Source organism: Faecalicatena sp. Marseille-Q4148, from assembly GCA_018228665.1.
In the GTDB taxonomy this organism is placed as follows: Bacteria; Bacillota; Clostridia; order Lachnospirales; family Lachnospiraceae; genus UBA9414.
On sequence record CP073692.1, the window covers coordinates 1358963 to 1382077 of the forward strand.

Sequence of the window (23115 nt, forward strand, 5' to 3'; positions counted from 1 at the left end):
CGCTATTGCTGTATCTGGCTCATCAGCGCCGGAACAAGCTGTTTCTTTCGTGAAACAACTCCTTTCAAAAGGGCTTTCTCTTCGTCCTCCGAAAGATCAAATGCACCGATTACAATTGCTTTCGCGCCATGTCCACAGCAAAGAAGCTCTGTTGACTCTTCTATAATATTCGTCAACATAAAATAAATCATATCTAATCCATGTTTCTCGCGCAAAGCTTCCAGACAACCGGATACTTTCTCTTTAATCGCATCCAGTTCTTCCTGATTCATAGAGTTAATCTGTCCCACACCAAAGGTCATTTGATTTACTGCAAATTGCTTAAAGTCCATAAAGCAGATTTCTTCTGCCGTCTTGCCCTTCAGATTGCTTCCCGCATCAAACATATTCATCGCGTGTTCTTCAATATTAATATCCGCAATTCGAGCAAGCAGCTCTGCTGTCATCTTATCAAGCGGCGTACATGTCGGAGAGCGGAACATAAGTGTATCGGAAATAATCGCCGAACAAAGCAGCGCTGCCGTCGTAGGATCAATTTCAACGCCATTCTCCTGATACATTTGATAAATGATTGTAGCTGTACATCCTACCGGCTGGTTTCGGAAAAATACCGGACCGATCGTTTCCAGATTGCCAAGTCTGTGATGATCAATGATTTCAAGGATATCTGCTTCTTCAATCCCGTCCACTGCCTGTGTCTTCTCATTATGATCCACAAGAATTACCCGTTTCTTGCGGGCTGTCATTAACCTGCGTCTGGAAATAAATCCTACAAAGCGTCCCTTCTTATCCGTCACCGGGAAATCTCTGTACTTTTTCTTTGTCATCACTTCTTTTACTTCATCCAGCATCTCATTTGTTCGAAATCCCACAATATTGTCTTTCGTCATAAAATACTTTACCGGAATACTCTGATTAATCAGACGGGCTGCTGTAAATGTATCGTGAGGAGTGCTGATAATTACGATTTCCCGCTCCTCTGCCATCTTACGAATCGTCTTTGATACTTTTGATCCCTGTGTCACAACAAGACAGCTTGCGTCCATTTCAATGGCACAAAGCTGTGTCTCATAACGATTCCCCACGATAACGAGATCATCTTTCTCAATGAAGTCTTCCATAAGATCCGGACTGGCTGCTGCAATGACAACTTTCCCCTTTACAAAATATCCATGCTCATTCCCTGTAATCATTTCACCGTCCAATGTATGATTAATATTGCGGTACTGCGTACGGGCATTCGCCAGGATTCGGTTATCATACACATCCATATAAGATGTTGCAATATCACCGATGGTAATCATACCCTCCAGATGCTCATCTCTCGTGATCGGCATCGACTTCATATTGTCTTCTTTCATCATCTTCCACACTTCTTTGATAGAAAGATTTCCCGGCACTCCCTGCACTCTGTGAATGTCCATATCTTTGACCTGAAGATTTACATTTGTCAAAAGCGGCGGAGCTTCCACCTGGAACTTCTTCAGCACATAAGAAGTCTCTTCCGAAATCTCACCTGCACGCTTTGCAATATATTCTTCCCCTGTCAGAATTCTCTTCAAATTCGCATATGCAATTGCAGAACAGATAGAATCTGTGTCCGGATTCTTATGCCCTACAACATATACTTTTCCTGTTTTATTCATCTCCATAGTTCTTCACCCCCTGAGTGATATGTCTAGCGTGCCACGTTTTTCTTCTTTCGTCAACCTTATTTTGAAAATCTTTTGAATCTTTTTCAAAACATGATATAATAGGAAAGAAGACATTGCGTAAGCAGTGTTTATAAAAGCGAAATGAGGGTGAATTGGATGAATGAAGAGTTATTAACAACAGAAACTATGGCAGACTATGAAGACCACTTTGACGATGCGAATCCATGGAATCGTGTTCAGAAATACCTTGAAGAGAAGACTGTACTTCCTGTTAAAATCGAAGGAATTGTTAACGGCGGCGCTATCGCAATGGTAGAAGGGCTCCGCGGATTCATTCCTGCTTCTAAGCTTTCTTTATCTTACATTGAAGATCTGGAAACTTATTTATTAAAAGATATTGAAGTACAGGTAATTGACGTTGACCAGGCGGAAAACCGTCTTGTTCTTTCTGCCAGAGAGCTTTTGAAGGAGAAAGCAAAAAAAGAACGTGAAGAAAAGATTTCCAACATTAAAGTTGGCGCTGTTTTAAAAGGAACTGTTGAATCACTTCAGACTTACGGAGCTTTCGTCAGCATCGGCGATGATCTCTCCGGATTGGTACACATTTCCCAGATCAGCGATAAGCGTATCAAGACTCCGTCTGCTGTTCTTAACGTGGGCGATGAAGTTGATGTAAAAGTCATCGGAATCAAAGACGGCAAGATCAGTCTCAGTATGAAAGCGCTGATCGAAGAAGCACAGGAAGAAGAAGAAATCCATGTAGAACTTCCAAAATCAGAAGAGATTGGAACAACACTTGGAGATTTATTTAAGAACATAAAACTGTCATAATGATTCAAAAAGGTCGCGAGAAAGCTACTGTTCTAAACGCTTTTCTCACGACCTCTTTTTATTGCAATATGTGATCTGCTTACAGGGCAAGCGCAATAAAAGACGGTACAAAAAAAATTACTGCACAAATTAAATCTCCGAGAAATCTGCACACGATCTGTTCTTCATCTGCCAATTCTCCAAAGGAAATAATCTTCTCATCGACAAAATCCACAATATCCTTTGTCACATGCGCTCGTTTCTTATGCTCCTGTCTCTCTTCCATCAGATGATGGAATCTAACCCCATCCATACGCAAATACTGGATCCAGGCCAGCAATACAAATACACACCCCGCCACAAAGAACGCACTTTCTACGATTGATTGATAATGCTCTTGATTCAAGAATCTATCCCACAAAAGGCAAAGTACAAGTGCGACAGCAATCTTTGTAACACTCTGATATATCATTGGGCGGATCATATACTTTTGAAATATGGTACGAATTTTTTTAATCATCTTGTTTCCTTCTATATATCATAAGCCAGCCTTTGACAGGCTGGCTTATTTTTAAATTTCTTTTCGATATTCTTCCAGTTCCTTCTGATTTGCGTAAACAAAATGTCCCGGAAGAATCTCTTCCCAAACTGGTCCGTCCACACTATAATCATGCATAGATGGATCATATACGAGCAGTTTTTTCTTCTTCTCCAATATCGGATCCGGAATCGGAACTGCTGATAAAAGCGCTTTTGTATATGGGTGGAATGGATGCAGGAAGAGTTCCTCTGCCTCTGCCAGTTCCACAATCCTTCCTTTATGAATTACTGCGATACGATCTGAAATAAATCTTACTACGGACAAATCGTGTGCAATAAACAGATAGGTCAGCCCTTTTGTTTTCTTTAATTCGTTCAGCAAGTTCAATACCTGTGCACGGATGGATACGTCCAGCGCAGAAATCGGCTCATCCGCAACGATGAATTCCGGTTGCATGATCAGCGCTCTGGCAATACCGATACGCTGTCTCTGTCCACCTGAGAATTCGTGTGGGAACCGGGATGCAAATTCCGGAAGCAATCCAACTTCCCTAAGCGCATCCTGCACCTTATTATATCTATCCTGCTCATCTTTATACAGATGATGATTGATTAATCCTTCTGAGATAATATAATCTACCTTCGCACGCTCATTCAAAGATGCCTGCGGATCCTGGAAAATCATCTGACATTTCTTGATTACTTCTAAGTCCAGTTCTTTGGAAATCTTTCCGCTGATGCGCTGTCCTTTGAAAAGAATCTCTCCGGCTGATACCGGATTAATTCTTGTAATCGCACGTCCGATTGTTGTCTTACCAGATCCCGACTCACCTACAAGAGAGAACGTCTCTCCTTTATAAATATCAAAGTTTACATGATCAACTGCAACAAACTTCTTCTTTCCACTTCCGAAGGTAATCTGCAGATCTTTCAACTCTATTAGTTTTTCTTTTTCTGCCATAAGCCTTACCCTCTCTCTTCCATAGTTGCACGAAGACGCTTAATTGCTTCCGGCTGCTCAATCTTCGGTGCACGAGGATCAAGATACCATGTCTTCGCTTTGTGTGTAGGAGAAACCTCAAAGAATGGCGGTTCCTCTTCAAAGTCGATTGCAAGCGCTTTCTTATTACGCGGTGCAAAAGCATCACCATGAATCTCATTAAAGAGGTTCGGCGGTGTTCCTTCAATTGTCGGGAGCGGCTCTCCCTTCACGCCTAACTGCGGAAGTGAAGACAGAAGCGCCCATGTATACGGATGCCAAGCATCATAGAAAATATCATTTACAGTACCATATTCCACAATCTGTCCTGCATACATAACAGCTACTCGATCAGCTACATTAGCTACAACTCCAAGGTCATGTGTAATATAGATAACCGTCATCTTCAGTTCTTCCTGAAGCTCGCGGATCAGGTTCAAAATCTGCGCCTGAATCGTTACATCCAACGCTGTTGTAGGCTCATCACAGATCAGAATATCCGGATGACATGCAACTGCGATTGCAATTACAACACGCTGTCTCATACCACCTGAGAATTCATGCGGATACTGATTAAATCTTCTTTCTGCATCCGGAATTCCTACCTTTTTTAACATCTCAAGTGCTTTGCTCTTAGCTTCGGCACCTTTGATTCCCTGATTCAGTTCAATACTTTCCTGAATCTGTTTTCCCACCTTTTTCAGTGGATTCAGAGAAGTCATCGGATCCTGCATTACCATAGAAATTTTCTTTCCGCGGATTGTTCTCCAGTCTTTCTCTTTTTTATATGTTGCCAGATCCTTTCCTTCATACATGATGGATCCGTTTGTAATGCGTCCGTTGGAATCAAGCATTCCCAGGAATGATTTTGTAAATACAGATTTTCCTGAACCTGACTCTCCTACGATCGCAAGTGTTTCCCCTTCATAGAGGTCTAATGAACATCTGCGAATTGCCGTCAGCTTTTTGCCACGCAGGCTAAACTGGATTTCCACATCTTTCGCAGACAATATTGGTTCTTTTGTCATAGCGGTCCTCCAATCTATACATGGTTTCTCGGATCAGCCGCATCAGAGAATGCATTTCCGACAAGATAGAACGTAACTGTAATAATAGATACGATTACCGCCGGGAAAATCAGAAGATACGGACGTTCCAGGAAGAAGTTACGGGCATTCCGAAGCAGAATACCAAGTGACGGTGTGTCAATTCCAAGTCCAAGTCCAAGATAGGACAGTGTAGACTCAAGAGCAATCGTTGCCGGAATTGATAATGCCAGTCTCAAAATAATGATACTGATCAAATATGGTAAGATGTTCTTTGTAAGTACTCTCCATACCGGTGTTCCAAGACATCGTGATGCCAGATTGTATTCTCTGTCACGATACATAATAACAAGGTTTCGAACATTTCTCGCCATCGTGAGCCATCCAAAACCAATCAGAGATACACACATGATTGTAAAAGACTGTCCTACAAGCAGCGCGATCAATGTCATATAGATGATAACCGGAACATTATTAATGATATTATAAACCTCAGTTAAGATACGATCCAGTTTACGGATATATCCCCAAAGACATCCAATAATAACACCAACAACACATTCGCCAAGTGCAACGATCAGCGCCAGCTTAATAGATGTCTGCGCCGCATACCATACCTGACACCAGTAATCACGTCCCAGGTTATCTGTTCCAAACCAGAATTCACTGTTCGGCGTCTGGAATGCCAAAGCTGAATCTGCCTTCAGCGCAGTATATTCATATTTTCCAATGTGCAGTGCTACAAACGAGAAAATAACTAATGCAAAAAAGACTACAGCCATAAATACCGCTGATTTCTTTTTGAGGAAGTTCTGGAACACGGATTTCCAATAAGAATAGTCAGAATATCCGGTACGCTCTGCTGCTTCTGCTGAGTATTCTACAAACCGGAATAAATCATCTTTCTTTTCATTCTCTTTCATTATCGCGTTCCTCCTTTTCCTACAAGTTTAATTCTCGGATCAAGTAACATCATAAGGACATCACCGAGAAATACGCCAAGCGTACCAAGTACTGCATAGAGGATTACAAGTGTCTGCACAACATTAACGTCATAACGAACAATCGCATCTGTCAGAAGCGGTCCCATACCCGGTACAGAGAAGAAACGTTCTACCAGAAGTGATCCGCCGATCGTATAAAGGAAAGATGCCGGAATATACTGTGCCAACGGCACAAATGCATTCTTAAAGACATGCTTTACCATAATATTGGCAGAAGAAACACCTTTTACTCTTGCCAGCTTAATATAGTCCTTATTTAATTCATCTACCATGTAACGTCTTGTCCAAAGTGCATAGCTTGCGATAGATGCCAGAGAAAGACATACAATCGGCAATACGCTTGTCTCACCCGGATTACGGGTAGAATAGATAGACGGATATCCCAGTACTTTTGAACCGAATGCCAACACAAGTGAATACGACACAAGACTCGGAACCGCATTTACAAATACCGTATATGCTGTACCAACATGATCAAAAAATCTGTCTTTATTCAGTGTCTGGATAATACCAATGATAACACCTACAAAAAGTGAGATCACAAGGGATATACATCCAAGTCTCATTGAAATTGTAAATTTCTCCCCGATAACATCTACAACCGGAACACCGTTCTGAATTCTTCTTGATTCACCAAAATCAAAACGAAGAATCTGCCCATAATAACGCGCCAGCTGCTCTGGTATCGGATCTAACAGTCCTGCTGCCTGTAACTGTTCATCTTTCTGTTCACGAGTAAGCTTAATCTGCTGATCTTCTGTAAAGAAGTAATCAGTTGGAAGCATACGCATCAAGAGAAAAACAATCGTTACAACAATCAGGACTGTTACAATAGATTGTAACAGTCGCTTGATTGTATACTTAAACATTATTTATTAAATTCCTCTGCGAATTTCTCGTAGTCTTCTGTAGTATAGGCTTCTGCAGAAGTCTCCCAGTTTTTGTACATGTAGTTTTGAATACCAAAGATTGCATTGGATCTTGAGTACTCATTGATCTTAGATAACTGCCATGAAATTTCCAGGTTGTATGGAATTGTCATTGCATGTTCGATCATATAAGCTTCTGCTTTTGCGTAAGCTTCATATCTCTTATCATTGTCATCTGTGATAGCATTGGCTTCATTTACAAGATTTGTAAATTCTTTCCATGTAGCGATCAGTTCAGGATCTGTAGCGTCATTGATGTATGTGTAGTAGTTTGAGTAGTAAGCTGACTCTTCACCATATGTTTCCTGACCTAAGAAGTTCTGAACATCACCGTAGTCAGCTCCCCAACCATTCATAACGATTGAGTGAAGACGTGGGTTTGTAACTTCCTGTGTAGAGCTGGATACATATGTTCCGATATTCAGTTTTACATAGTCATCACCAAGACATTCAGAGAAGATCTGTTTCAGTACAGTTGCACCGTCAAGAGATCCCTGAGATCCAGCCGGAATGTAGTAGTCGATTTCAACCGGGAATGTAACGCCTTTTGCTTTCAGCTCTTCCATTGCCTGTTTCTTGAATTCCTGACCTTTTTCTGTGTCAAGTCTTCTCATTGTCTTTCCGTCAGATTCCGGAAGGCCGATCAGTTCTTCAACTTTCTTAGTATATTCTGTTCCGTCAGAGAAGTATACAAGACCTTTCATTGTGTATGCTGTGTTCTCACAAACAAGCGGATTTACAAGATTTGATCTTTCATAAATCTTTGTCAGGTCAAGTCCGTAGTAGATAGACTTACGGAATGCTTCGTTTGCAACTGCTGTATTCCAGTTTGTATCGTCTGTTCCATCTTCGTTCTTCTTAGCATAGTTGAACTTCATCTGGTAAGAGTATTTCTTTGGAAGTTTCTCTGTCAGATAATCATGGTACTTGTTGTTCTCATCTTCGTAGATTGTTCTTAAGTTTGCTTCAGATAAGTCGATATTATCAATCTCACCTGTCTCATAGAGAGAGAATCCAACTGTTGTATCTTCGATTAATTTTACTGTAACTGTATCGAAGAGCTTACAGTCTTTATCCCAGTATTTCTCGTTCTTTGTAAGAGTCTTTGTATTACCCTGAATGAACTCTGTCAGGATGTATGGTCCATTGTACCATAACTGGTCGATTCCAGCTGATTTTACATTCTCAACACCGATTTCATCAAAGAATGCCTGAGAAATCGGATACAGACATGCAGACACTGCAAGTGTATCAAAGTATGGTGTCGGAGCTGCACAGTGGTAAATAACTGTGTAATCATCCGGTGTCTCAATTCCAACCATCTCTTTGAATTTCTCTTTGTCTAATGCCAATGCTTCTTCTGCTGAAAGTCCTGCTGTGTATTCGCGGTATTCTTTCGCACCTTTGATTGTTGCAGTAGGCATGGATGTGTTGTTACCTGCATCGTTCTTGTGAGAGTTCAGAATCCACTCAAGCGCTGTTACAAAGTCATCAGCGATCATGTCAGCCTTCTCATTTCCCTGCTGGTCTACCCATTTCACATCGTCTCTTAATTTGAATTTCCATGTAAGACCTGCGTCTTCTGTGCCCCATTCTGTTGCGATACCGGCAATGAGCTTACCTTTTTCATCTGTTTCAAGAAGACCTTCATTCGTATTACAAAGGACGTTCAAGTCATTTGCCATCTCTGTGTTCAGAATGAATACGTTCTCCATCTCACGGCTAGGAACCTCAAAAGTTACAAGATCCTTGATCTCTTCTGCTGCTCCGTCTTTTCCTTTGTCAGATCCGCCTTTTTTACCGCTTCCGCAGCCAACAGCTGATACTGCAAGTGCAGCTGCAAGTACAACTGCAAGCCATTTTGCTCTTTTTTTCATAACCTCTTCCTCCTTTTTATTAAGGTATGTGATAAAATCTGTAAAAAGTACAGTTTTTATCTGGACTACAGTACAAGAAAAATGCATCTTTATGCAACAATTATGAATCTTTAATCATTGTAAGGCTGTTTTTCATAAGATTGTGCATTTTTTTATTTTTCCGCGTAATGTAAGTGCTATTAGTTTATCATTTTACACATAACTCGTCAATATTTTTTTGTATCTTATTTTGATTTTGCACTATTTTCTGTCTATTTTCTTTTATTTTCTTTGTTTTTTCTGATATTTTTATCCGAACATGAATAAAATATAAAAAAAATGTATAGATTCAGAACATACATTCTATACTTTAGTCTATTTTTTCCATTCTGTACAACCATTTGTCAATAATCTGTTTTTGAATTTTTTTAATTCAAATCCTGCATTTTTCCAAACATCTATCTTATATGTTCACGATGTCGGTAAAAAAAAGAAGAATCTCCATCAGGAAAATTCTTCTTTTTCACTCTACCAGGAACCGCCTCCGCCTCCGCCGAATCCTCCGCCGGAGAATCCGCCTCCGGAAGAACTCGTTCCCTGAGTCGTACTCATATTTTTATAAACTTCGCCCATAGCATCATCCATACACCTTGTCATGGAATGTACCATATACATTGGCATATAGGTATCATAATAACCGCCATACCACCATTCCGGTTCCGGAACTGCCAATGTTTCAAACTTCTTCGCCCATGTATCTGTCAGACCAAACACATATGCGAAAGGCAGTACCCGATAAAAATAGGACGGATTTTCTTCCACCAGACGTTCCAGACGATCCAGTTCTGCCTTTTCAATAAATGTTCTCAGACCAAGCAGTCTCCCACTCATTTCTAATTTGTAAGCGGTTGGACAAAGTGTTGCGGAAGCCAGAAACATTGTGATCGTATTTGCCAGAAGCACAATCACTGCACATACTGGGAACAATCCGTAAAACAGTTCATAAATCACATACATAACTGTAAGAACAACCCATATCGCTGCACATATTTTTGTAACTCCCTGTTTTACAAACGCTTTGTTTCTCTGCCGCAGGAGCAGGAGAAGAAAAAAGACAATTTCCAGGATCAGGATTGCTGCCATACGAATACTGGACCCAATTCCAAGAAATGCTTCCGCACCTCCAACCCCAAACGCAAGCAGGATTCCTGCCGCAATTCCGCACACAGTACTGACAGTGGTAACATTCTTATCTTCCAGTTTGCGTTCTCCAAAGAAATAAGAAGACAGCGCTGCTTTCGCACTCGGAAGGCGCTTCGCCAGACGCTTTCCTGCCTCTTTCATTGTGGCAGTTGCACTTTTTCCAAACAGACCTTTGTAAAACACGCGGATATGCTCCGGTGTATCCATTGGCAGATCCTTCATTTTATGAAAAACAATCTTCGGATCTTTCTTACCATTTTGAATTTCTTCAATCGTAAGATACCCTTTCTCTGCCAACCAGAAAATCAACGACAAAATATCTTTGTCATCTGCACTGCCGTCAATAATATAACCTACCTCTGCACTGCTCATTCCTTCCGGCGGATAGAATTCTATTGTCTCTACAACTTTTTGTCTGCCACGTTTTGTTATAAAACGAAATACGGTAAAACACATCAGCACGATACTGAGCAGGGAGGCTATTACTGCCGGAATCACGCTTTCCTTTCTTTCCCCTACAAAATAGCCTTCCGGCAGTCTTGTAAATACGGTCAGACTTTCATGGGCTTGTAGTTCTTCCACAGTTCCATCAATCCTGTTTTCATTTACCGCCCAGGAGGCGCGTTCCGTATCTCTGCTCTCAAATGCCCCGGCATAAATTTCTGCACCGGAGAGATCTGCATCCTTTTCAAATGTTACATGAAACTCTGTATGATTGATTCCGGTATCCCATCCATTTCCAATCAGATTATAAAACAATTCATCATATTCGCTGATTCTGTCATCACCCATATCAAGCACATAAGTAATCTCGTATTCAGCCGGACCGATTATCGTTTCATCTTCATCTCCGATAATAATTCTCTTCGCACCATCTTCATTCTCTACCTCGTATGGCGCACCCTTTACCTTTATCTCTTCCACTTTTACCCGATAGTAGAACTTCTTCATCTTTCCATCTACTTCCCGGTTTACTTTCAGTGACAGTGGAATATCTCGATAAATTCCATGCCGCGGCTCATGAAATTGAACAGAAATCTCTTCTTTTACCTCAACAACCGCATCTTCCCTCACATTGGCATCGATCAGAAAATTCTTAATCTCATACCCGGCTGATGCGTTTGCCTCTGTTCCTCCTAAAGCTGTAAGAAGTACAAACGCTGTCAGCCACAGCAACCCTTGTTTGATTTTATTTTTCATAGGCTTTCTCCTAAAAAGCAACACCTGACATTTCCTGTTCTTCTTCATGCGCTTCAAACATTTCCCGCTTTTCAAAACCGAACATCCCTGCAATGAGATTCGTCGGAACAGTCATTGTCAGCGCATTGTATTCTCGCACAACAGCATTATAATATTTCCGTGACTGCGCAATATCTTCTTCGGAAGCTTTGAGCTGACTCATCAGTTCCCGATAATTTTCATTTGCTTTCAAATCCGGATACCCTTCTGCCAGAGCAGAAATCTGATGAAGTGCGCCGGAAATCTGCTGTTCTTCTCTTCGCATCTCTCCCATCGTCAGAGCCGATGCACCTGCATTTCTTGCTGCAATCACCTTTTCCAGTGTCCCTGCTTCATAAGCTGTATAGCTTTTCACTGCTTCCACAAGGTTCGGAATCAGGTCCGAGCGCTTCTTCATATAAACATCCATTGTGGAAAATGCTTCCTCACAGCTAATTCTTGCCTTTACGAGCCGATTATACATTCCTACAAAAACTGCACCGATAATGACAATTGTCATAACGATAAACAGCAGCACAATGATGAACGCCTTCATAGTCATTCCTCCCATCCGATCATTTTTACGCTTCTATGCTACAGTAATTCTTTTCAGATCTTCCACCCAAAGAGCTGCACATGCATCGCTTGGCATCTTCAGATCTCCTCTCGGAGAAAGCCCTACTTCATTTACCTTCGGTCCGTCCGGCATACAGGAACGCTTAAATTGCTGAGAGAAAAATCTCCAGTAAAACTTACAGAGCCAGCGATAAATTTCTTCCGGCTCATACACTCCGGCAAACGCATGGACAGCCAGACGATAAATTTTGCTCGGCGTAAATCCATAGCGCATCATATAAAACAAAAAGAAATCATGAAGTTCATACGGTCCGACAAGATCTTCTGTCTTCTGTGCAATCTCTCCTTCTTTTGGAGGAAGCAGTTCCGGACTTACCGGTGTCTCCAACACATCCAGCAATACCTTCTTCAATTGCTGATCTTCGCAGTGCTCAGCATAATATTGAACAATATAACGAACCTGTGTCTTCGGAACGCCTGCGTTGACTCCGTACATAGACATATGATCCCCATTATACGTCGCCCATCCAAGCGCCAGTTCTGACATATCTCCCGTTCCGATTACAAGACCTCCCAGTTCATTTGCCACATCCATCAGAATCTGCGTGCGCTCTCTTGCCTGAGAATTCTCATAAGTTACATCATGAACAGTCTCATCATGTCCAATATCCTGAAAATGCTGTTTCACAGCCTCTTTGATCGGAATCTCCTGCAAAGTTGTTCCAAGCTTTTCTGCCATCAGACACGCATTCGTATAGGTACGATCTGTCGTTCCAAAGCATGGCATCGTAACTGCCCGGATATTTTTTCGTTCCAATCCTGCCATATCAAATGCTTTTGCAGTAACAAGAAGCGCCAGTGTAGAATCCAGCCCTCCTGAAATTCCAACGACGGCGTGCTTCGCATTGGTATGCGTCAATCGTTTCTTTAATCCCATTGCCTGCAGCATCAGAAGTTCCTTCATCGCTTCGTCACAGGCATCTTTTTGTTCCGGGATGAACGGATTTGCTTGTATATGTCTCGTTAAAGTGATTTCTTCTGCTTCAACATAAAACGGCACACGAATGTGATCCTGTTCTTCCGGCTGAAATGTCGTATTTTTTCTGCGCTCACTGATCAGTTTCTGCACATCGATTTCACTGTAAATGATTTCGTTGCTAAATTGCTCTGATTCGCAGAGAAGTTCTCCATGTTCCAGAATCATATTATGACCGTCAAATACAAGGTCTGTCGTTGATTCCCCTTCTCCTGCATTGGCATATACATAACCGGCAAACAACCGCATCGAATGTGCTGCCAGAAGATTTCTTCTCATCTGTGATTTCCCCATCGTCTCATCGCTGGCAGAACAATTGACAATTACCGTTGCTCCTGCCCTTGCAGCTTCAATACTCGGCGGAATCGCTGACCACACATCTTCACAGATTTCTGCTGAAACGACAAGTTCTTCCATGGTAACTGCCTGGAAAAGCAGCTGTGGTCCAAATGGAATCCGCTCTCCGTCAAACAAAATCCATTTTGCCTCCGCAGGTCCCGGCTGAAACTGTCTCATATCATAAAATTCTCCATAATTAGGAAGAAATGTTTTCGTTACAATTCCAAGAATTGCACCGTGATTTAATACGACAGCCGTATTATAAAGCTTATGTTCAATTTCTAGCGGCGCTCCCACAAAGAAAAGTCCATCCATATGTTCTGTTGCCTCTGCCAGTATATGAACTGCCTCTTTCGTCTGCTTCAGCAGAAGTTCCTGGCCGAACAGATCACCGCATGTATAACCGGTCAGACAGAGCTCCGGAAATACAACAACCTTCGCCCCCTGTCGTTCTGTTTCTTTCATTGCTTCTAAAATCTTTTCCATATTATAAGCCACATCGGCAACTCGTATCTCTGCTGTCGCTGCCGCCACTTTTACAAACCCATTTTTCATCTTCATTTTCCCTTTCTCACAGGCCGTTTCAGCGTCTTATCGATTTGCTTTCTTTAGGAGCTCCTTCAACTCTTCTATAGAAAATGTGTAATTCCGATTACAGAAGTGGCAATTCATCTCCACTTCCTTTCCTTCGCTAATCAAGCTCTGGAGTTCTTTGCGCCCAATGCTGATCAGTGCGCGCTCCACACGCTCTTTAGAACAATTGCAATAAAACTCTGCCGGCATCTGATCGGTAAATTCCACATCCATCCCCTGAAGCACTTCCTGAAGAATCTGTTCCGGTGTATATCCGCGGTCCAGCATTGCCGTAACAGAATCAATTTTTTTAATATTTTCTTCCAGACGATCAACAACTGCATCTTCGACAAACGGCATGACCTGAACGATAAATCCTCCTGCCTGACGCACAGTATTATCTTTATTCATCAAAACACCCAGGCCGACAGAAGACGGGATCTGCTCGGATGTTGCAAAATAATATGTCAGGTCTTCTGCAATCTCACTCGTATGCAGAATTGTCTGTCCCACATACGGTTCCTTCAGTCCCATATCCTTAATCACATTCAGGATTCCAAGTCCCAGCGCCTCAGCTACATCAAGCTTTCCTTTGGCATTTGCGTGAATCAGCACTTCCGGATTGTTCACATAGCCTTTTACCCGGCCCTGATTGTCGGCTGTTACCGTCAGTCCTCCAATCGGTCCGTCACACTGAATCTGAAGCGTCAAAAGATCACTCTCATTCTTCATCATACTTCCCATCATCGTTCCGGCTGTCAAAAGCCGTCCCAGAGCAGCCGTTGCTACCGGACTTGTATTGTGCGCTTGTCTTGCAGCCTCTACCGTATCCTTTGTCGTTGCTGCAAACGCCCTGATCTGATTGCCTGCCGCTGTTGCTCTTACAATATAATCTGTCATAATCTCTCTTCTCCCTCTAATTCTTGTTTCATTTATTCCATTTTCTGGTTTATCTGTTATCTGCCATCTTCTGACACTCTCTTGCAACTACATAAATACGCTCACTCATTTCAGATGGCGCTTCTTCTGTAAATGCCTCATAAGCTGTCACAAACTCCAGCCCTGCCTTCCCAAGAAGCTCCTTCATCGTCTCTAACTCATACGCTTTCTGATAATGTGTTTCCTGATATCTCCGATACAGATCTTCTTCCTCCCGGATAAACAGACTCAACTCATACTCATTAATTTTTTCTTCTTCATAATAATAATTATCCCAGATAAAACTGCATTCTTCCCTGCTCTCCGCAATCGTACGATCTCCAAGTAATTCCCGGTATTTGTACGTTGTATTAAAATCAAAAATAAATATACCGCCCGGATCCAGATAATTATTCACGAGCCGAAATACTTCACAGAGTTCTTCTTCCTCTGTAATATAATTCAATGAATCACAGACACTGATCACTGCCCGGACAGTTCCATATAATTCGAACTCCCGCATATCCTGCAGTAAATACAGAATATCATGTCCCGATGCGATCCGTTTATCCATCGCAATTTCAAGCATCTCTTCTGATACATCGACACCGATCATATCATATCCATTTTGTGCCATTATCTCGGTGAGTGTTCCGGTACCGCATCCCAGATCCAGAAGCAGACCATCCCGGATGTCATACTGAACTAATCGTTTTCTAATATAAGCAGCCCATTCTTCATATGGAATGTTATCCATGAATGTATCATAGACCGCCGCAAACCCTGTATATGCTTCCATGTTATTCCTCCTGTTTCATCTTCCCATTATAGCAAGACTGTCTCTCGATGTCGATATCTTTACACAAGGATTTCCATCGCTTTTTCCTATTAATATACTTCACTTCCGAACGGCATCAGCGCCAGCTTAGCAAGTTTAAACTGCTGTATTCCGAACGGAATACCGATGATCGTAGCACAAAGCACTGCCCCGATCAGAACTGATTCTAATGCCAGCGGCAGCCCTGAAACTAGGATCCATATAATATTCAACAGAAGCGATCCTGCTCCGCCACCGTATTTTACTTCCTTTCCAAACGGAAAGAAACTAAGTGACGCAAATTTAAAACACTGCAGTCCCACAGGAATCCCGACAATCGTAATACACCAGAGCACTCCTGCAAACAGCCAGCTGATCCCACTAATAAATCCTCCACAGAAAAACCATAATAAATTTCCTAAACATCCCATATTAAACTTCAACTCCTCTCTCGATCCGGTACAATTCTTTTCCATAGTTTGTTACTTCTTGCATTATCATATTCTCCTTTCTCTTCTTTGCAGCTTCTCTGCGGCAAATGCGATAGAGTGGATAATAAAAAAGTGTCTCCGACACTTCAACTCCCCTTCCCCTCACTCTTGAGGGATTAGGGGTTTCTTTTTTTCTCATTTTCCCTCATAATAGTCTTATGAATGTTTTACAAAAAATTTTTAAAGACCATTTTGAGGAAATGATTTATATTCAACATCCTCGTGACTCCGTCATCGAAAATGTAGAAAAAATGATTCATTGTGGCGATCCTTCTTTTGGCGGTGCCATGTATGCCTGCCCTTCCTGCGGAAATTTCAAATATGTTCCTTTCCGCTGTCATTCTAGGTTTTGTCCTACCTGCGGCAACATGTATTCCATCGACAGAACTACTTCTATGTCTTTTAAGATCATCAATGTCCAGCATCGCCACTGTGTGTTTACCATTGCTCGAGAACTACGTCCTCTATTTTTAAACGACCGTTCTCTTTTAAACTGCCTTTTCTCTGCTGTCAACAGTGTTGTCACTCGCATGTTCCATAAAGATAACAAAACCGAACTCTTTACTCCTGGCTTTATCTGTGTTCTTCATACCTTTGGCAGAGATTTAAAGTGGAATCCCCATATCCATTGTCTCATTTCCGAAGGTGGCGTTGGGAATTCTCTTCATTGGCGTCACAAAAAACATTTCAATTATAGGTTTTTGCGCGATTCATTCCAAACGGCTCTTTTGAACGAGTTACATTCTAAGCTCGGTGACTCCTTTAAAAAACTTAAGGCTTCTATCTACACCGAACATAAAAATGGTTTTTATGTTCGAGCTATGCCCAATAAATGCAACCCCTCTCATGTGATTAACTACATTGGCCGTTATCTTGGCAGACCAGTCATTGCAACCTCTCGTATTGATTCTTACGACGGTGAATTTGTTACTTTTCACTATAATCGTCATGAAGACGAAAAACTGGTCACTGAAACTCTCCCTGTTCTTGATTTCATGGCACGACTTACTCAGCATATCCCTGAAAAACATTTCAAGATGATTCGTTATTACGGCATATATGCCAGACATCGTAAATCTGACCAGTCTCTTCACAGAGCAATCTCCAGGGAAAAGCACAAAATATTCCTTTCCTTTAATCGGTGGCGAGATTCTATCCTTCATACTTTTGGTTATGATCCTCTAAAATGCCCTTCTTGTGGTACAACTATGCTTTTCCTTGAGTTATATTTCAACCATGAACCTGTTCCTTTGCATGAATTATATGAAAGAGTGATGCGTAAGCACCGATGCCGTTCTCCTGCCTCTCCTTCTTCTCTTCCACAGTCTCCTGTTACATGGTACAATCAACGTATCTAATATGGAAATGGAGGCGATCACTATGAAACGAATCACTGAGGCAGAACTTGCAAAGGAACTTCGGGAACAGTATATTAAAAATCCTCCAGAAGGCATGACTTCTGACGAAGTCCGCGACATGAGCGATGATGATCTTTTGGATATGGATTATTTCTTACACGAATTTGATGATCTGGATGATGACGATTTCGGCGAAGAAGGTTTTTATATCTTCTAAACTCAAACCGTCTATTTCCTTTGCCCGCCTTTGTGCGGGCTATTTTCATTCAAAAGTTCGACGAAAGTCGAACTTTCCTATAAAGTAAAAAAAGACTCCTATTATGACATCTGCCACAATAAAAGTCTTGCGTTCTCATTTGATACGGATACCTCTCGGTATCGATTGACGGTTTCAAACCCATCCCGTAGGATGTTTGGCTACTCCCTTTTATCTGCTTGCTATTAAACTAGCATTTTTTAATGATTTTGTCAATAGATTTTTCAAGTATTGATTGCTTTTCTGCCCTTTGCTTTCACATTTTCTTGACACCCTTTCTTACCCACGTTATAATGAACTGGAAAATTTGAACGGAAAGGCAGGTGAGCAGCATGGACGCAGGAGCCAGTTATCCTTCGTGGAGCTTTATAGACAATTTCATCAGGAAAAGGAGTTTTTGTTATGAACAAAGAAATCTTTATGGATCTCTTACAGGCGCGGGAATTCAAGGCTGTAAGAAGTATTTTGAATGTCATGAATGCAGTGGACATTGCTGCTCTCATGTCAGAACTGGAAGATAAAGAGCTTGCACTGGCATTTCGGCTCATTCCGAAGACTAAGGCTGCAGATGTATTTGCCAATATGAATAATTCCATGCAGTCATATCTCGTTGAGATTTTTACTGAGAAAGAATTGAAAGAACTTCTCGACGAGCTCTTTCTGGATGATACCGTTGATCTTCTCGAAGATCTCCCGGCAAATCTTGTGACACGGATTCTGGAGGCAGTAGACCAGGAGAAACGCACGAAGATTAATACACTTTTAAATTATCCGGAAGACAGCGCCGGCAGTGTAATGACAACAGAATATGTCGATTTGAAGAAGACAGACACTGTGCGCCAGGCGCTCTCCCATATCAAACGAACCGGAATCCACAAGGAAACCATATATACCTGTTATGTTTTGGAGCATCGCCGTCTTCTCGGCATTGTTTCTGCCAAAGATTTGATGACGATGGATGACGATCTCACAATGGAAGAACTGATGGAAACTGAAATCATTTCTGTTTCTACTCACACAGACCAGGAAGAGGTAGCCAAACTGTTTTCAAAATATGATCTGCTTGCGATTCCGGTGCTTGACCAGGACGATCTCATGGTAGGTATTGTTACGTTCGATGATGCGATGGATGTCATCGAAGAAGAGACAACAGAAGATATGGCTCTCATGGGCGCTGTAACTCCAAGTGAAAAGGGATATTTTGAAGCCAGTGTATTTGAACATGCCAAGAACCGTATCGTCTGGCTTCTCGTTCTTATGATTTCTGCTACATTTACCGGTATGATCATTACGAAGTATGAGAATGCATTTGCGGCAGTCCCGCTTCTTGTATCCTTCATTCCAATGTTAATGGATACGGGCGGAAACTGCGGCTCCCAGAGTTCTACATTGATCATTCGCGGTCTTGCACTTGATGAATTCGAATTCAAAGACATTTTCAGGATTATGTTTAAGGAATTCCGCGTTTCTTTGCTTGTAGGCGCCTTTCTTGCCCTGGCAAACGGATTGCGTATTTTCCTAATGTATAAAGATGTCTCTCTGGCTGTTGTTGTATCACTCTCTCTTGTAGCTACAATCATTATTTCTAAATTGATCGGTTGTACACTGCCGCTGTTTGCCAAAAAATTCCATTTCGATCCGGCAATCATGGCGGCGCCTCTCATTACAACAATCGTAGATACCTGTTCTGTCATGATCTATTTCCAGATTGCAACAATGATTTTCCACCTGTCAGTTTAGTTACTTAAAAAGGGGCTGTCGGTTAATACCGATTTTTAGGCTCTAAATCTCAAAATACGAATCTCCTTTAGAAATCAGTGTTTTTCGCACCTGATCTTCTATGAGAGATTCGTATTTTGTCTTTTTCGTATGTATTTTTGGGCACAAAAACCCCTCAACCTGCATATTTAAACGTACACATTTTCTAAGCAACTGTTTCTTCGATTTTTTTCTCAAATTTTTGGATTTTTTCATGAAGAAAACGATGGTATTTATTTATATTTCTTCCAATCGCATACAGCATGAATTCTTTATATACTTTTTCGGATGTCCGGTAATTGAATCGGCGGAAACTGTCATTTTCTTTAATGTCTCCAAAATGTCCCTCTGTCTGGATGGAACGAATCTGACGATTTAAGATCCCTTTCTCACTCTGGATGTTTTTATGGGATTCTTCTTTCAAAGCTTCCCATTGTTCGTTGATCTTCATCACTTTATTTTTCTCTCTATCTTTTTCGGCATCATATTTATAGAGACATTTTGCTTTATGTTCACAACCACTGCAGTCTGCACATCCATACACTTCAAAGGTTTGTGTATAACCAGTCTGTGCTTTTGTTTCTGTTCGGATATGATGCAATTCTCTTCCGTCATGGCAAATATAATACAACTCATCTTCAAATATCTGCGTTTTCATGTTGTAATACTTTCCGATTTCTTCTGTATACGCACGTGTTTTCCGTTTTTCATGATCCTGCAGCTTGATATAGCTGGAGATTTTATGTTCTTTTAAGTACAGTAGGTTTCTTTCGCTGCAATACCCGCTATCTGCTGTCACTTCCTCAAGAATATCCCCAAATGCTTTTTGATGTTTTTCCAAAACCGGAATCAACGTATTATAATCTGTCCGATCATTGCTGACATAAGTCTGGACAATGAAATAATTCTCTACTGCAATCTGAACATTATATGCCGCTTTTAATTGCCCGTTCAGCATATGATCCTCTTTCATCCGCATAAAAGTAGCTTCCAGATCTGTTTTGGAATAACTGTTTCTGTCTGTTCCCATGATCTCAAAACACTCTTTATATCCCATAAGACGTTCACCACAGGCTTCCAATTCTTCGTAAAGCTGCTGGATTTCCGATTTTCTTTTTCCTTTTCCATAAACAAATGTAATCTGTTCCTGTTCTGCTATCTGTATCAGATTTTTTTGGAGCTTCAGTATCTCCAACGGAGAACAATTGTCAATCTCTATGATTGTATTATTGGATAACTTTTTATGTTTTGTCAGTTTTCTTTTTCGGTTCTTTTCAATGACATCCCGTACTTTCTCCATTCCTTCGATCACGAACATATGTGCATGGGGAATGTCATATTTGATGCCATACTCATTTTCATCAATCAAAACGTTATACTTTTGATACAATAAATCAATAGTATCCAGTAGTCCTGCAAGATGATAATTGATTGTTCCTCTCCAGACAAACGTATAACGGTTCGCATTGGCTTCTATTTTTGTACCGTCAATAAAAAGATTTTTTAGTGTGATGAATCCTTCTTTTTGCAGGCGACGAAGAAACTGATAATTCAGCTCATCCAGTACATCAGCGGTCAGTTTCTTATTCTTGAAGTCATAAAAAGCATCCCGTTTCGGCTTCTGACCTTTCGTAAGCCAGATAAAGGCGAGATCTCTTTCACATAATTCTACAATACGGTCAACAGCTCTTATCCCACGCATGTTTGCGTAAGTAACTACAGCATACATCATGATTGGGTTGTACCCGGTTCTTCCCTTATCAGAACAATTGGCTAATAAGCCAGAAAAATCTAACTCCTCCATCACTTTTTTCAGGGTATAGACTGGATCGTCGTCTGGTAAACACAATTCGAAGAAACTGAAGTTAATTTTCTGTTGCCCTAATTCAAAAAAATCGTTATAATAGTCTTTGTTTAGCATAGTTCCATTATAACATGGAACGGAGAAAATGATGGTTGTCGTTAGCCATCTTTTTCTCTTTTTATGGAAAAGTTTCAGGGGCAGGTTTGACTCATACAAGTCAAATCTGCCCCTGTTTGGAACTATCATTTCCCGACAGCCCCTTTTTTTATTTTCAGAGAGCAGCTTCTCTTTTGTATTCTATTTTACTTTAATTTCGTGAATCCATCCTTCCGGCGCTTCAATTCGTCCCATCTGGATTCCGGTCAGTGTGTCATACAGCTTCTTCGTAACAGGTCCCATCGCTTCCATACCGCTTGGGAAGCAGATTTCTTCCCCATGATCCACAATCTTTCCTACCGGAGAAATGACTGCTGCTGTCCCGCAAAGTCCACATTCTGCAAATGTTTTTACTTCTTCAAGTGTTACTTCCCGCTCTTCCACTTCCAATCCCAGATATTCTCTGGCAACATAGACGAGCGAACGTCTCGTAATCGAAGGTAAAATGCTGTCTGACTTTGGCGTAATCACTTTATTATCTTTTGTGACAAAAATAAAATTCGCACCTCCGGTCTCTTCTACTTTTGTTCTTGTACCCGGATCCAGATATAAATTCTCATCATATCCTTCTTTATGAGCTGTCATAATTGCATGAAGGCTCATTGCATAGTTCAGTCCGGCTTTAATATGTCCTGTTCCATGCGGCGCCGCCCTGTCAAAATCAGATACTTTAATCGTAAGCGGCTTTGCACCGCCTTTAAAATACGGTCCCACCGGTGTTACAAATATACGGAACTGATATTCATCTGCCGGTTTCACTCCAATGACTGGATTTGTGCCAAACAGATATGGGCGAATATATAAAGTAGCTCCGGAGCCAAACGGCGGAACCCACTCAGCATTCGCCGCTACAACTTGCTCCACTGCTTCCACAAACTTCTCTTTCGGAAATACCGGCATTTCAAGCCGTCTCGCAGAATCTTCCATACGCTGTCCATTCAGATCCGGCCGGAATGTGACAATTCTTCCGTCTTCTGTTGTATATGCTTTTAACCCTTCAAAACACGTCTGCGCATACTGTAGTACACCTGCACACTCATTGATAACGACATTCGCATCCGATGTCAGCTTTCCTTCCTGCCATTTCCCATCTTTAAAATCTGCAACGTATCTCTGATCTGTCTGTACATAGGCAAATCCAAGATTGGCCCAGTCCATCTCTTTTTTCTCCATATTCCTTCACTCCAATCACTATTGCTGGCACATTTGCACTTTTTATGCTCTTCATTATAATACGGTCAAACATAAAATTCAAGAGTGCGCTCTGTTTTTATTCTCTTAGCGTTCGTTCATGCTGATCGCCTCAATCCCAACGCTTCCCCCTCTTACCACTTCAATCTGCTGAAATTCTTTCTGCATTAATTCAATTACGGAATCATTTTTCGCTGCTGTCTGGACGAATTCTAAAAGCAGGCTGTCTCTTCCGTAGTCCACAACTTCAGCCCGAAACGCCTGGGCAATCTGAAAAATCTCTTCCTTATCTTCATGACTGCAATTTCTGACTTTAATATATAAAATCTCTTTCATACAAACAGAAAGATCTGTAAAATCAATGACTTTAATCACTTCCACCATACGGTTCAGCTGCTTTTTAATCTGCTCAAATGTCTCTTCATCGCTTTTTGTCTCCAGCGTCATCCGAGACACCGTCGGATCTTCCGTTGTTCCGACGGTCAGACTTTCCAGATTATAACATTTCCCTGAAAATAACCCTGAAATCTTAGAAAGCACACCTACCTGATTCTCGACATATAGAGAAATCCATCTCTTTTTCAAATGATTATTCATATCCG

Annotated in this window: 21 protein-coding genes; 4 read left to right on the top strand and 17 right to left on the bottom strand. The window is 41.3% G+C overall.

The features are described 5' to 3' along the window. Window positions 1-2: 2 nt before the first annotated feature. A complete protein-coding gene (locus KFE17_06440; GenBank protein QUO33360.1) occupies window positions 3-1652 on the bottom strand; it encodes a putative manganese-dependent inorganic diphosphatase in 1650 nt (549 codons plus the stop codon). A gap of 159 nt (window positions 1653-1811) precedes the next feature. Here KFE17_06440 and KFE17_06445 point away from each other — a divergent pair, with 159 nt between their 5' ends. Further along, complete coding sequence (locus KFE17_06445) at window positions 1812-2486, top strand: S1 RNA-binding domain-containing protein (protein QUO33361.1); 675 nt, start codon at window positions 1812-1814, stop codon at window positions 2484-2486. Between the two features lie 79 nt (window positions 2487-2565). On the opposite strand, the gene KFE17_06450 is transcribed toward KFE17_06445, so the two are convergent. The 13 genes from KFE17_06450 to KFE17_06510 form a co-directional block, all read right to left on the bottom strand. Then, complete coding sequence (locus KFE17_06450) at window positions 2566-2985, bottom strand: hypothetical protein (protein ID QUO33362.1); 420 nt, start codon at window positions 2983-2985, stop codon at window positions 2566-2568. A 51-nt stretch (window positions 2986-3036) separates the two neighbouring features. Further along, on the bottom strand, window positions 3037-3966 hold the full coding sequence (locus tag KFE17_06455) for an ATP-binding cassette domain-containing protein (protein ID QUO33363.1): 930 nt from the start codon (window positions 3964-3966) through the stop codon (window positions 3037-3039). Window positions 3967-3971: 5 nt separating this feature from the next. Further along, on the bottom strand, window positions 3972-5012 hold the full coding sequence (locus KFE17_06460; GenBank protein QUO33364.1) for an ABC transporter ATP-binding protein: 1041 nt from the start codon (window positions 5010-5012) through the stop codon (window positions 3972-3974). A gap of 14 nt (window positions 5013-5026) precedes the next feature. Further along, window positions 5027-5953, bottom strand: coding sequence for an ABC transporter permease (locus tag KFE17_06465; protein QUO33365.1), 927 nt, complete (start codon window positions 5951-5953; stop codon window positions 5027-5029). Beyond that, the gene (locus KFE17_06470) at window positions 5953-6903 is read right to left on the bottom strand and encodes an ABC transporter permease (GenBank protein QUO33366.1); all 951 of its coding nucleotides are present in this window, start codon (window positions 6901-6903) and stop codon (window positions 5953-5955) included. Before KFE17_06470 ends, KFE17_06465 begins: the two co-directional genes overlap by 1 nt. Beyond that, window positions 6903-8840 (bottom strand): hypothetical protein, encoded by a 1938-nt coding sequence (locus KFE17_06475; protein QUO33367.1) that lies wholly within the window; start codon window positions 8838-8840, stop codon window positions 6903-6905. Before KFE17_06475 ends, KFE17_06470 begins: the two co-directional genes overlap by 1 nt. 507 nt (window positions 8841-9347) lie before the next feature. Next, window positions 9348-11222: a DUF2207 domain-containing protein gene (locus KFE17_06480; GenBank protein QUO33368.1), complete on the bottom strand. Its 1875-nt coding sequence runs from the start codon at window positions 11220-11222 to the stop codon at window positions 9348-9350. A gap of 10 nt (window positions 11223-11232) precedes the next feature. Further along, complete coding sequence (locus KFE17_06485) at window positions 11233-11796, bottom strand: LemA family protein (protein ID QUO33369.1); 564 nt, start codon at window positions 11794-11796, stop codon at window positions 11233-11235. A 33-nt stretch (window positions 11797-11829) separates the two neighbouring features. Continuing rightward, complete coding sequence (locus tag KFE17_06490) at window positions 11830-13746, bottom strand: NAD(+) synthase (protein ID QUO33650.1); 1917 nt, start codon at window positions 13744-13746, stop codon at window positions 11830-11832. A gap of 36 nt (window positions 13747-13782) precedes the next feature. Beyond that, window positions 13783-14664 (bottom strand): Hsp33 family molecular chaperone HslO, encoded by an 882-nt coding sequence (gene hslO, locus KFE17_06495; GenBank protein ID QUO33370.1) that lies wholly within the window; start codon window positions 14662-14664, stop codon window positions 13783-13785. 49 nt (window positions 14665-14713) lie between these two features. Further along, window positions 14714-15481, bottom strand: a complete 768-nt coding sequence (locus tag KFE17_06500) for a class I SAM-dependent methyltransferase (GenBank protein QUO33371.1) — start codon at window positions 15479-15481, stop codon at window positions 14714-14716. An 89-nt stretch (window positions 15482-15570) separates the two neighbouring features. Beyond that, the gene (locus KFE17_06505) at window positions 15571-15930 is read right to left on the bottom strand and encodes a YccF domain-containing protein (protein ID QUO33372.1); all 360 of its coding nucleotides are present in this window, start codon (window positions 15928-15930) and stop codon (window positions 15571-15573) included. Between the two features lies 1 nt (window position 15931). Then, the gene (locus KFE17_06510) at window positions 15932-16129 is read right to left on the bottom strand and encodes a hypothetical protein (protein ID QUO33373.1); all 198 of its coding nucleotides are present in this window, start codon (window positions 16127-16129) and stop codon (window positions 15932-15934) included. A 19-nt stretch (window positions 16130-16148) separates the two neighbouring features. On the opposite strand from KFE17_06510, the gene KFE17_06515 reads away from it, so the two are divergent. The 3 genes from KFE17_06515 (at window position 16149) to mgtE (ending at window position 19344) form a co-directional block, all read left to right on the top strand. Beyond that, window positions 16149-17348: a transposase gene (locus KFE17_06515; GenBank protein QUO33374.1), complete on the top strand. Its 1200-nt coding sequence runs from the start codon at window positions 16149-16151 to the stop codon at window positions 17346-17348. Between the two features lie 22 nt (window positions 17349-17370). Beyond that, window positions 17371-17565, top strand: coding sequence for a hypothetical protein (locus KFE17_06520; protein QUO33375.1), 195 nt, complete (start codon window positions 17371-17373; stop codon window positions 17563-17565). Between the two features lie 441 nt (window positions 17566-18006). After that, a complete protein-coding gene (gene mgtE / locus KFE17_06525) occupies window positions 18007-19344 on the top strand; it encodes a magnesium transporter (protein QUO33376.1) in 1338 nt (445 codons plus the stop codon). A 184-nt stretch (window positions 19345-19528) separates the two neighbouring features. On the opposite strand, the gene KFE17_06530 is transcribed toward mgtE, so the two are convergent. The 3 genes from KFE17_06530 to ilvN form a co-directional block, all read right to left on the bottom strand. Beyond that, window positions 19529-21283, bottom strand: coding sequence for an IS1182 family transposase (locus KFE17_06530; GenBank protein QUO33651.1), 1755 nt, complete (start codon window positions 21281-21283; stop codon window positions 19529-19531). Window positions 21284-21463: 180 nt separating this feature from the next. Next, window positions 21464-22495 carry a branched-chain amino acid aminotransferase gene (locus tag KFE17_06535; GenBank protein ID QUO33377.1) on the bottom strand — a complete coding sequence of 344 codons (1032 nt, stop codon included), beginning with the start codon at window positions 22493-22495 and terminating at the stop codon, window positions 21464-21466. A 105-nt stretch (window positions 22496-22600) separates the two neighbouring features. After that, window positions 22601-23110 (bottom strand): acetolactate synthase small subunit, encoded by a 510-nt coding sequence (gene ilvN / locus KFE17_06540; GenBank protein ID QUO33378.1) that lies wholly within the window; start codon window positions 23108-23110, stop codon window positions 22601-22603. Between the last annotated feature and the right edge of the window lie 5 nt (window positions 23111-23115).

Coding starts and splice junctions, on each gene's coding strand:
- KFE17_06440 (QUO33360.1), bottom strand. CDS start 1,652: ATGGAGATGAATAAAACAGGAAAAGTATATGTTGTAGGGCATAAGAAT.
- KFE17_06445 (QUO33361.1), top strand. CDS start 1,812: ATGAATGAAGAGTTATTAACAACAGAAACTATGGCAGACTATGAAGAC.
- KFE17_06450 (QUO33362.1), bottom strand. CDS start 2,985: ATGATTAAAAAAATTCGTACCATATTTCAAAAGTATATGATCCGCCCA.
- KFE17_06455 (QUO33363.1), bottom strand. CDS start 3,966: ATGGCAGAAAAAGAAAAACTAATAGAGTTGAAAGATCTGCAGATTACC.
- KFE17_06460 (QUO33364.1), bottom strand. CDS start 5,012: ATGACAAAAGAACCAATATTGTCTGCGAAAGATGTGGAAATCCAGTTT.
- KFE17_06465 (QUO33365.1), bottom strand. CDS start 5,953: ATGAAAGAGAATGAAAAGAAAGATGATTTATTCCGGTTTGTAGAATAC.
- KFE17_06470 (QUO33366.1), bottom strand. CDS start 6,903: ATGTTTAAGTATACAATCAAGCGACTGTTACAATCTATTGTAACAGTC.
- KFE17_06475 (QUO33367.1), bottom strand. CDS start 8,840: ATGAAAAAAAGAGCAAAATGGCTTGCAGTTGTACTTGCAGCTGCACTT.
- KFE17_06480 (QUO33368.1), bottom strand. CDS start 11,222: ATGAAAAATAAAATCAAACAAGGGTTGCTGTGGCTGACAGCGTTTGTA.
- KFE17_06485 (QUO33369.1), bottom strand. CDS start 11,796: ATGAAGGCGTTCATCATTGTGCTGCTGTTTATCGTTATGACAATTGTC.
- KFE17_06490 (QUO33650.1), bottom strand. CDS start 13,746: ATGAAAAATGGGTTTGTAAAAGTGGCGGCAGCGACAGCAGAGATACGA.
- hslO (QUO33370.1), bottom strand. CDS start 14,664: ATGACAGATTATATTGTAAGAGCAACAGCGGCAGGCAATCAGATCAGG.
- KFE17_06500 (QUO33371.1), bottom strand. CDS start 15,481: ATGGAAGCATATACAGGGTTTGCGGCGGTCTATGATACATTCATGGAT.
- KFE17_06505 (QUO33372.1), bottom strand. CDS start 15,930: ATGGGATGTTTAGGAAATTTATTATGGTTTTTCTGTGGAGGATTTATT.
- KFE17_06510 (QUO33373.1), bottom strand. CDS start 16,129: ATGAGAAAAAAAGAAACCCCTAATCCCTCAAGAGTGAGGGGAAGGGGA.
- KFE17_06515 (QUO33374.1), top strand. CDS start 16,149: ATGAATGTTTTACAAAAAATTTTTAAAGACCATTTTGAGGAAATGATT.
- KFE17_06520 (QUO33375.1), top strand. CDS start 17,371: ATGAAACGAATCACTGAGGCAGAACTTGCAAAGGAACTTCGGGAACAG.
- mgtE (QUO33376.1), top strand. CDS start 18,007: ATGAACAAAGAAATCTTTATGGATCTCTTACAGGCGCGGGAATTCAAG.
- KFE17_06530 (QUO33651.1), bottom strand. CDS start 21,283: ATGCTAAACAAAGACTATTATAACGATTTTTTTGAATTAGGGCAACAG.
- KFE17_06535 (QUO33377.1), bottom strand. CDS start 22,495: ATGGAGAAAAAAGAGATGGACTGGGCCAATCTTGGATTTGCCTATGTA.
- ilvN (QUO33378.1), bottom strand. CDS start 23,110: ATGAATAATCATTTGAAAAAGAGATGGATTTCTCTATATGTCGAGAAT.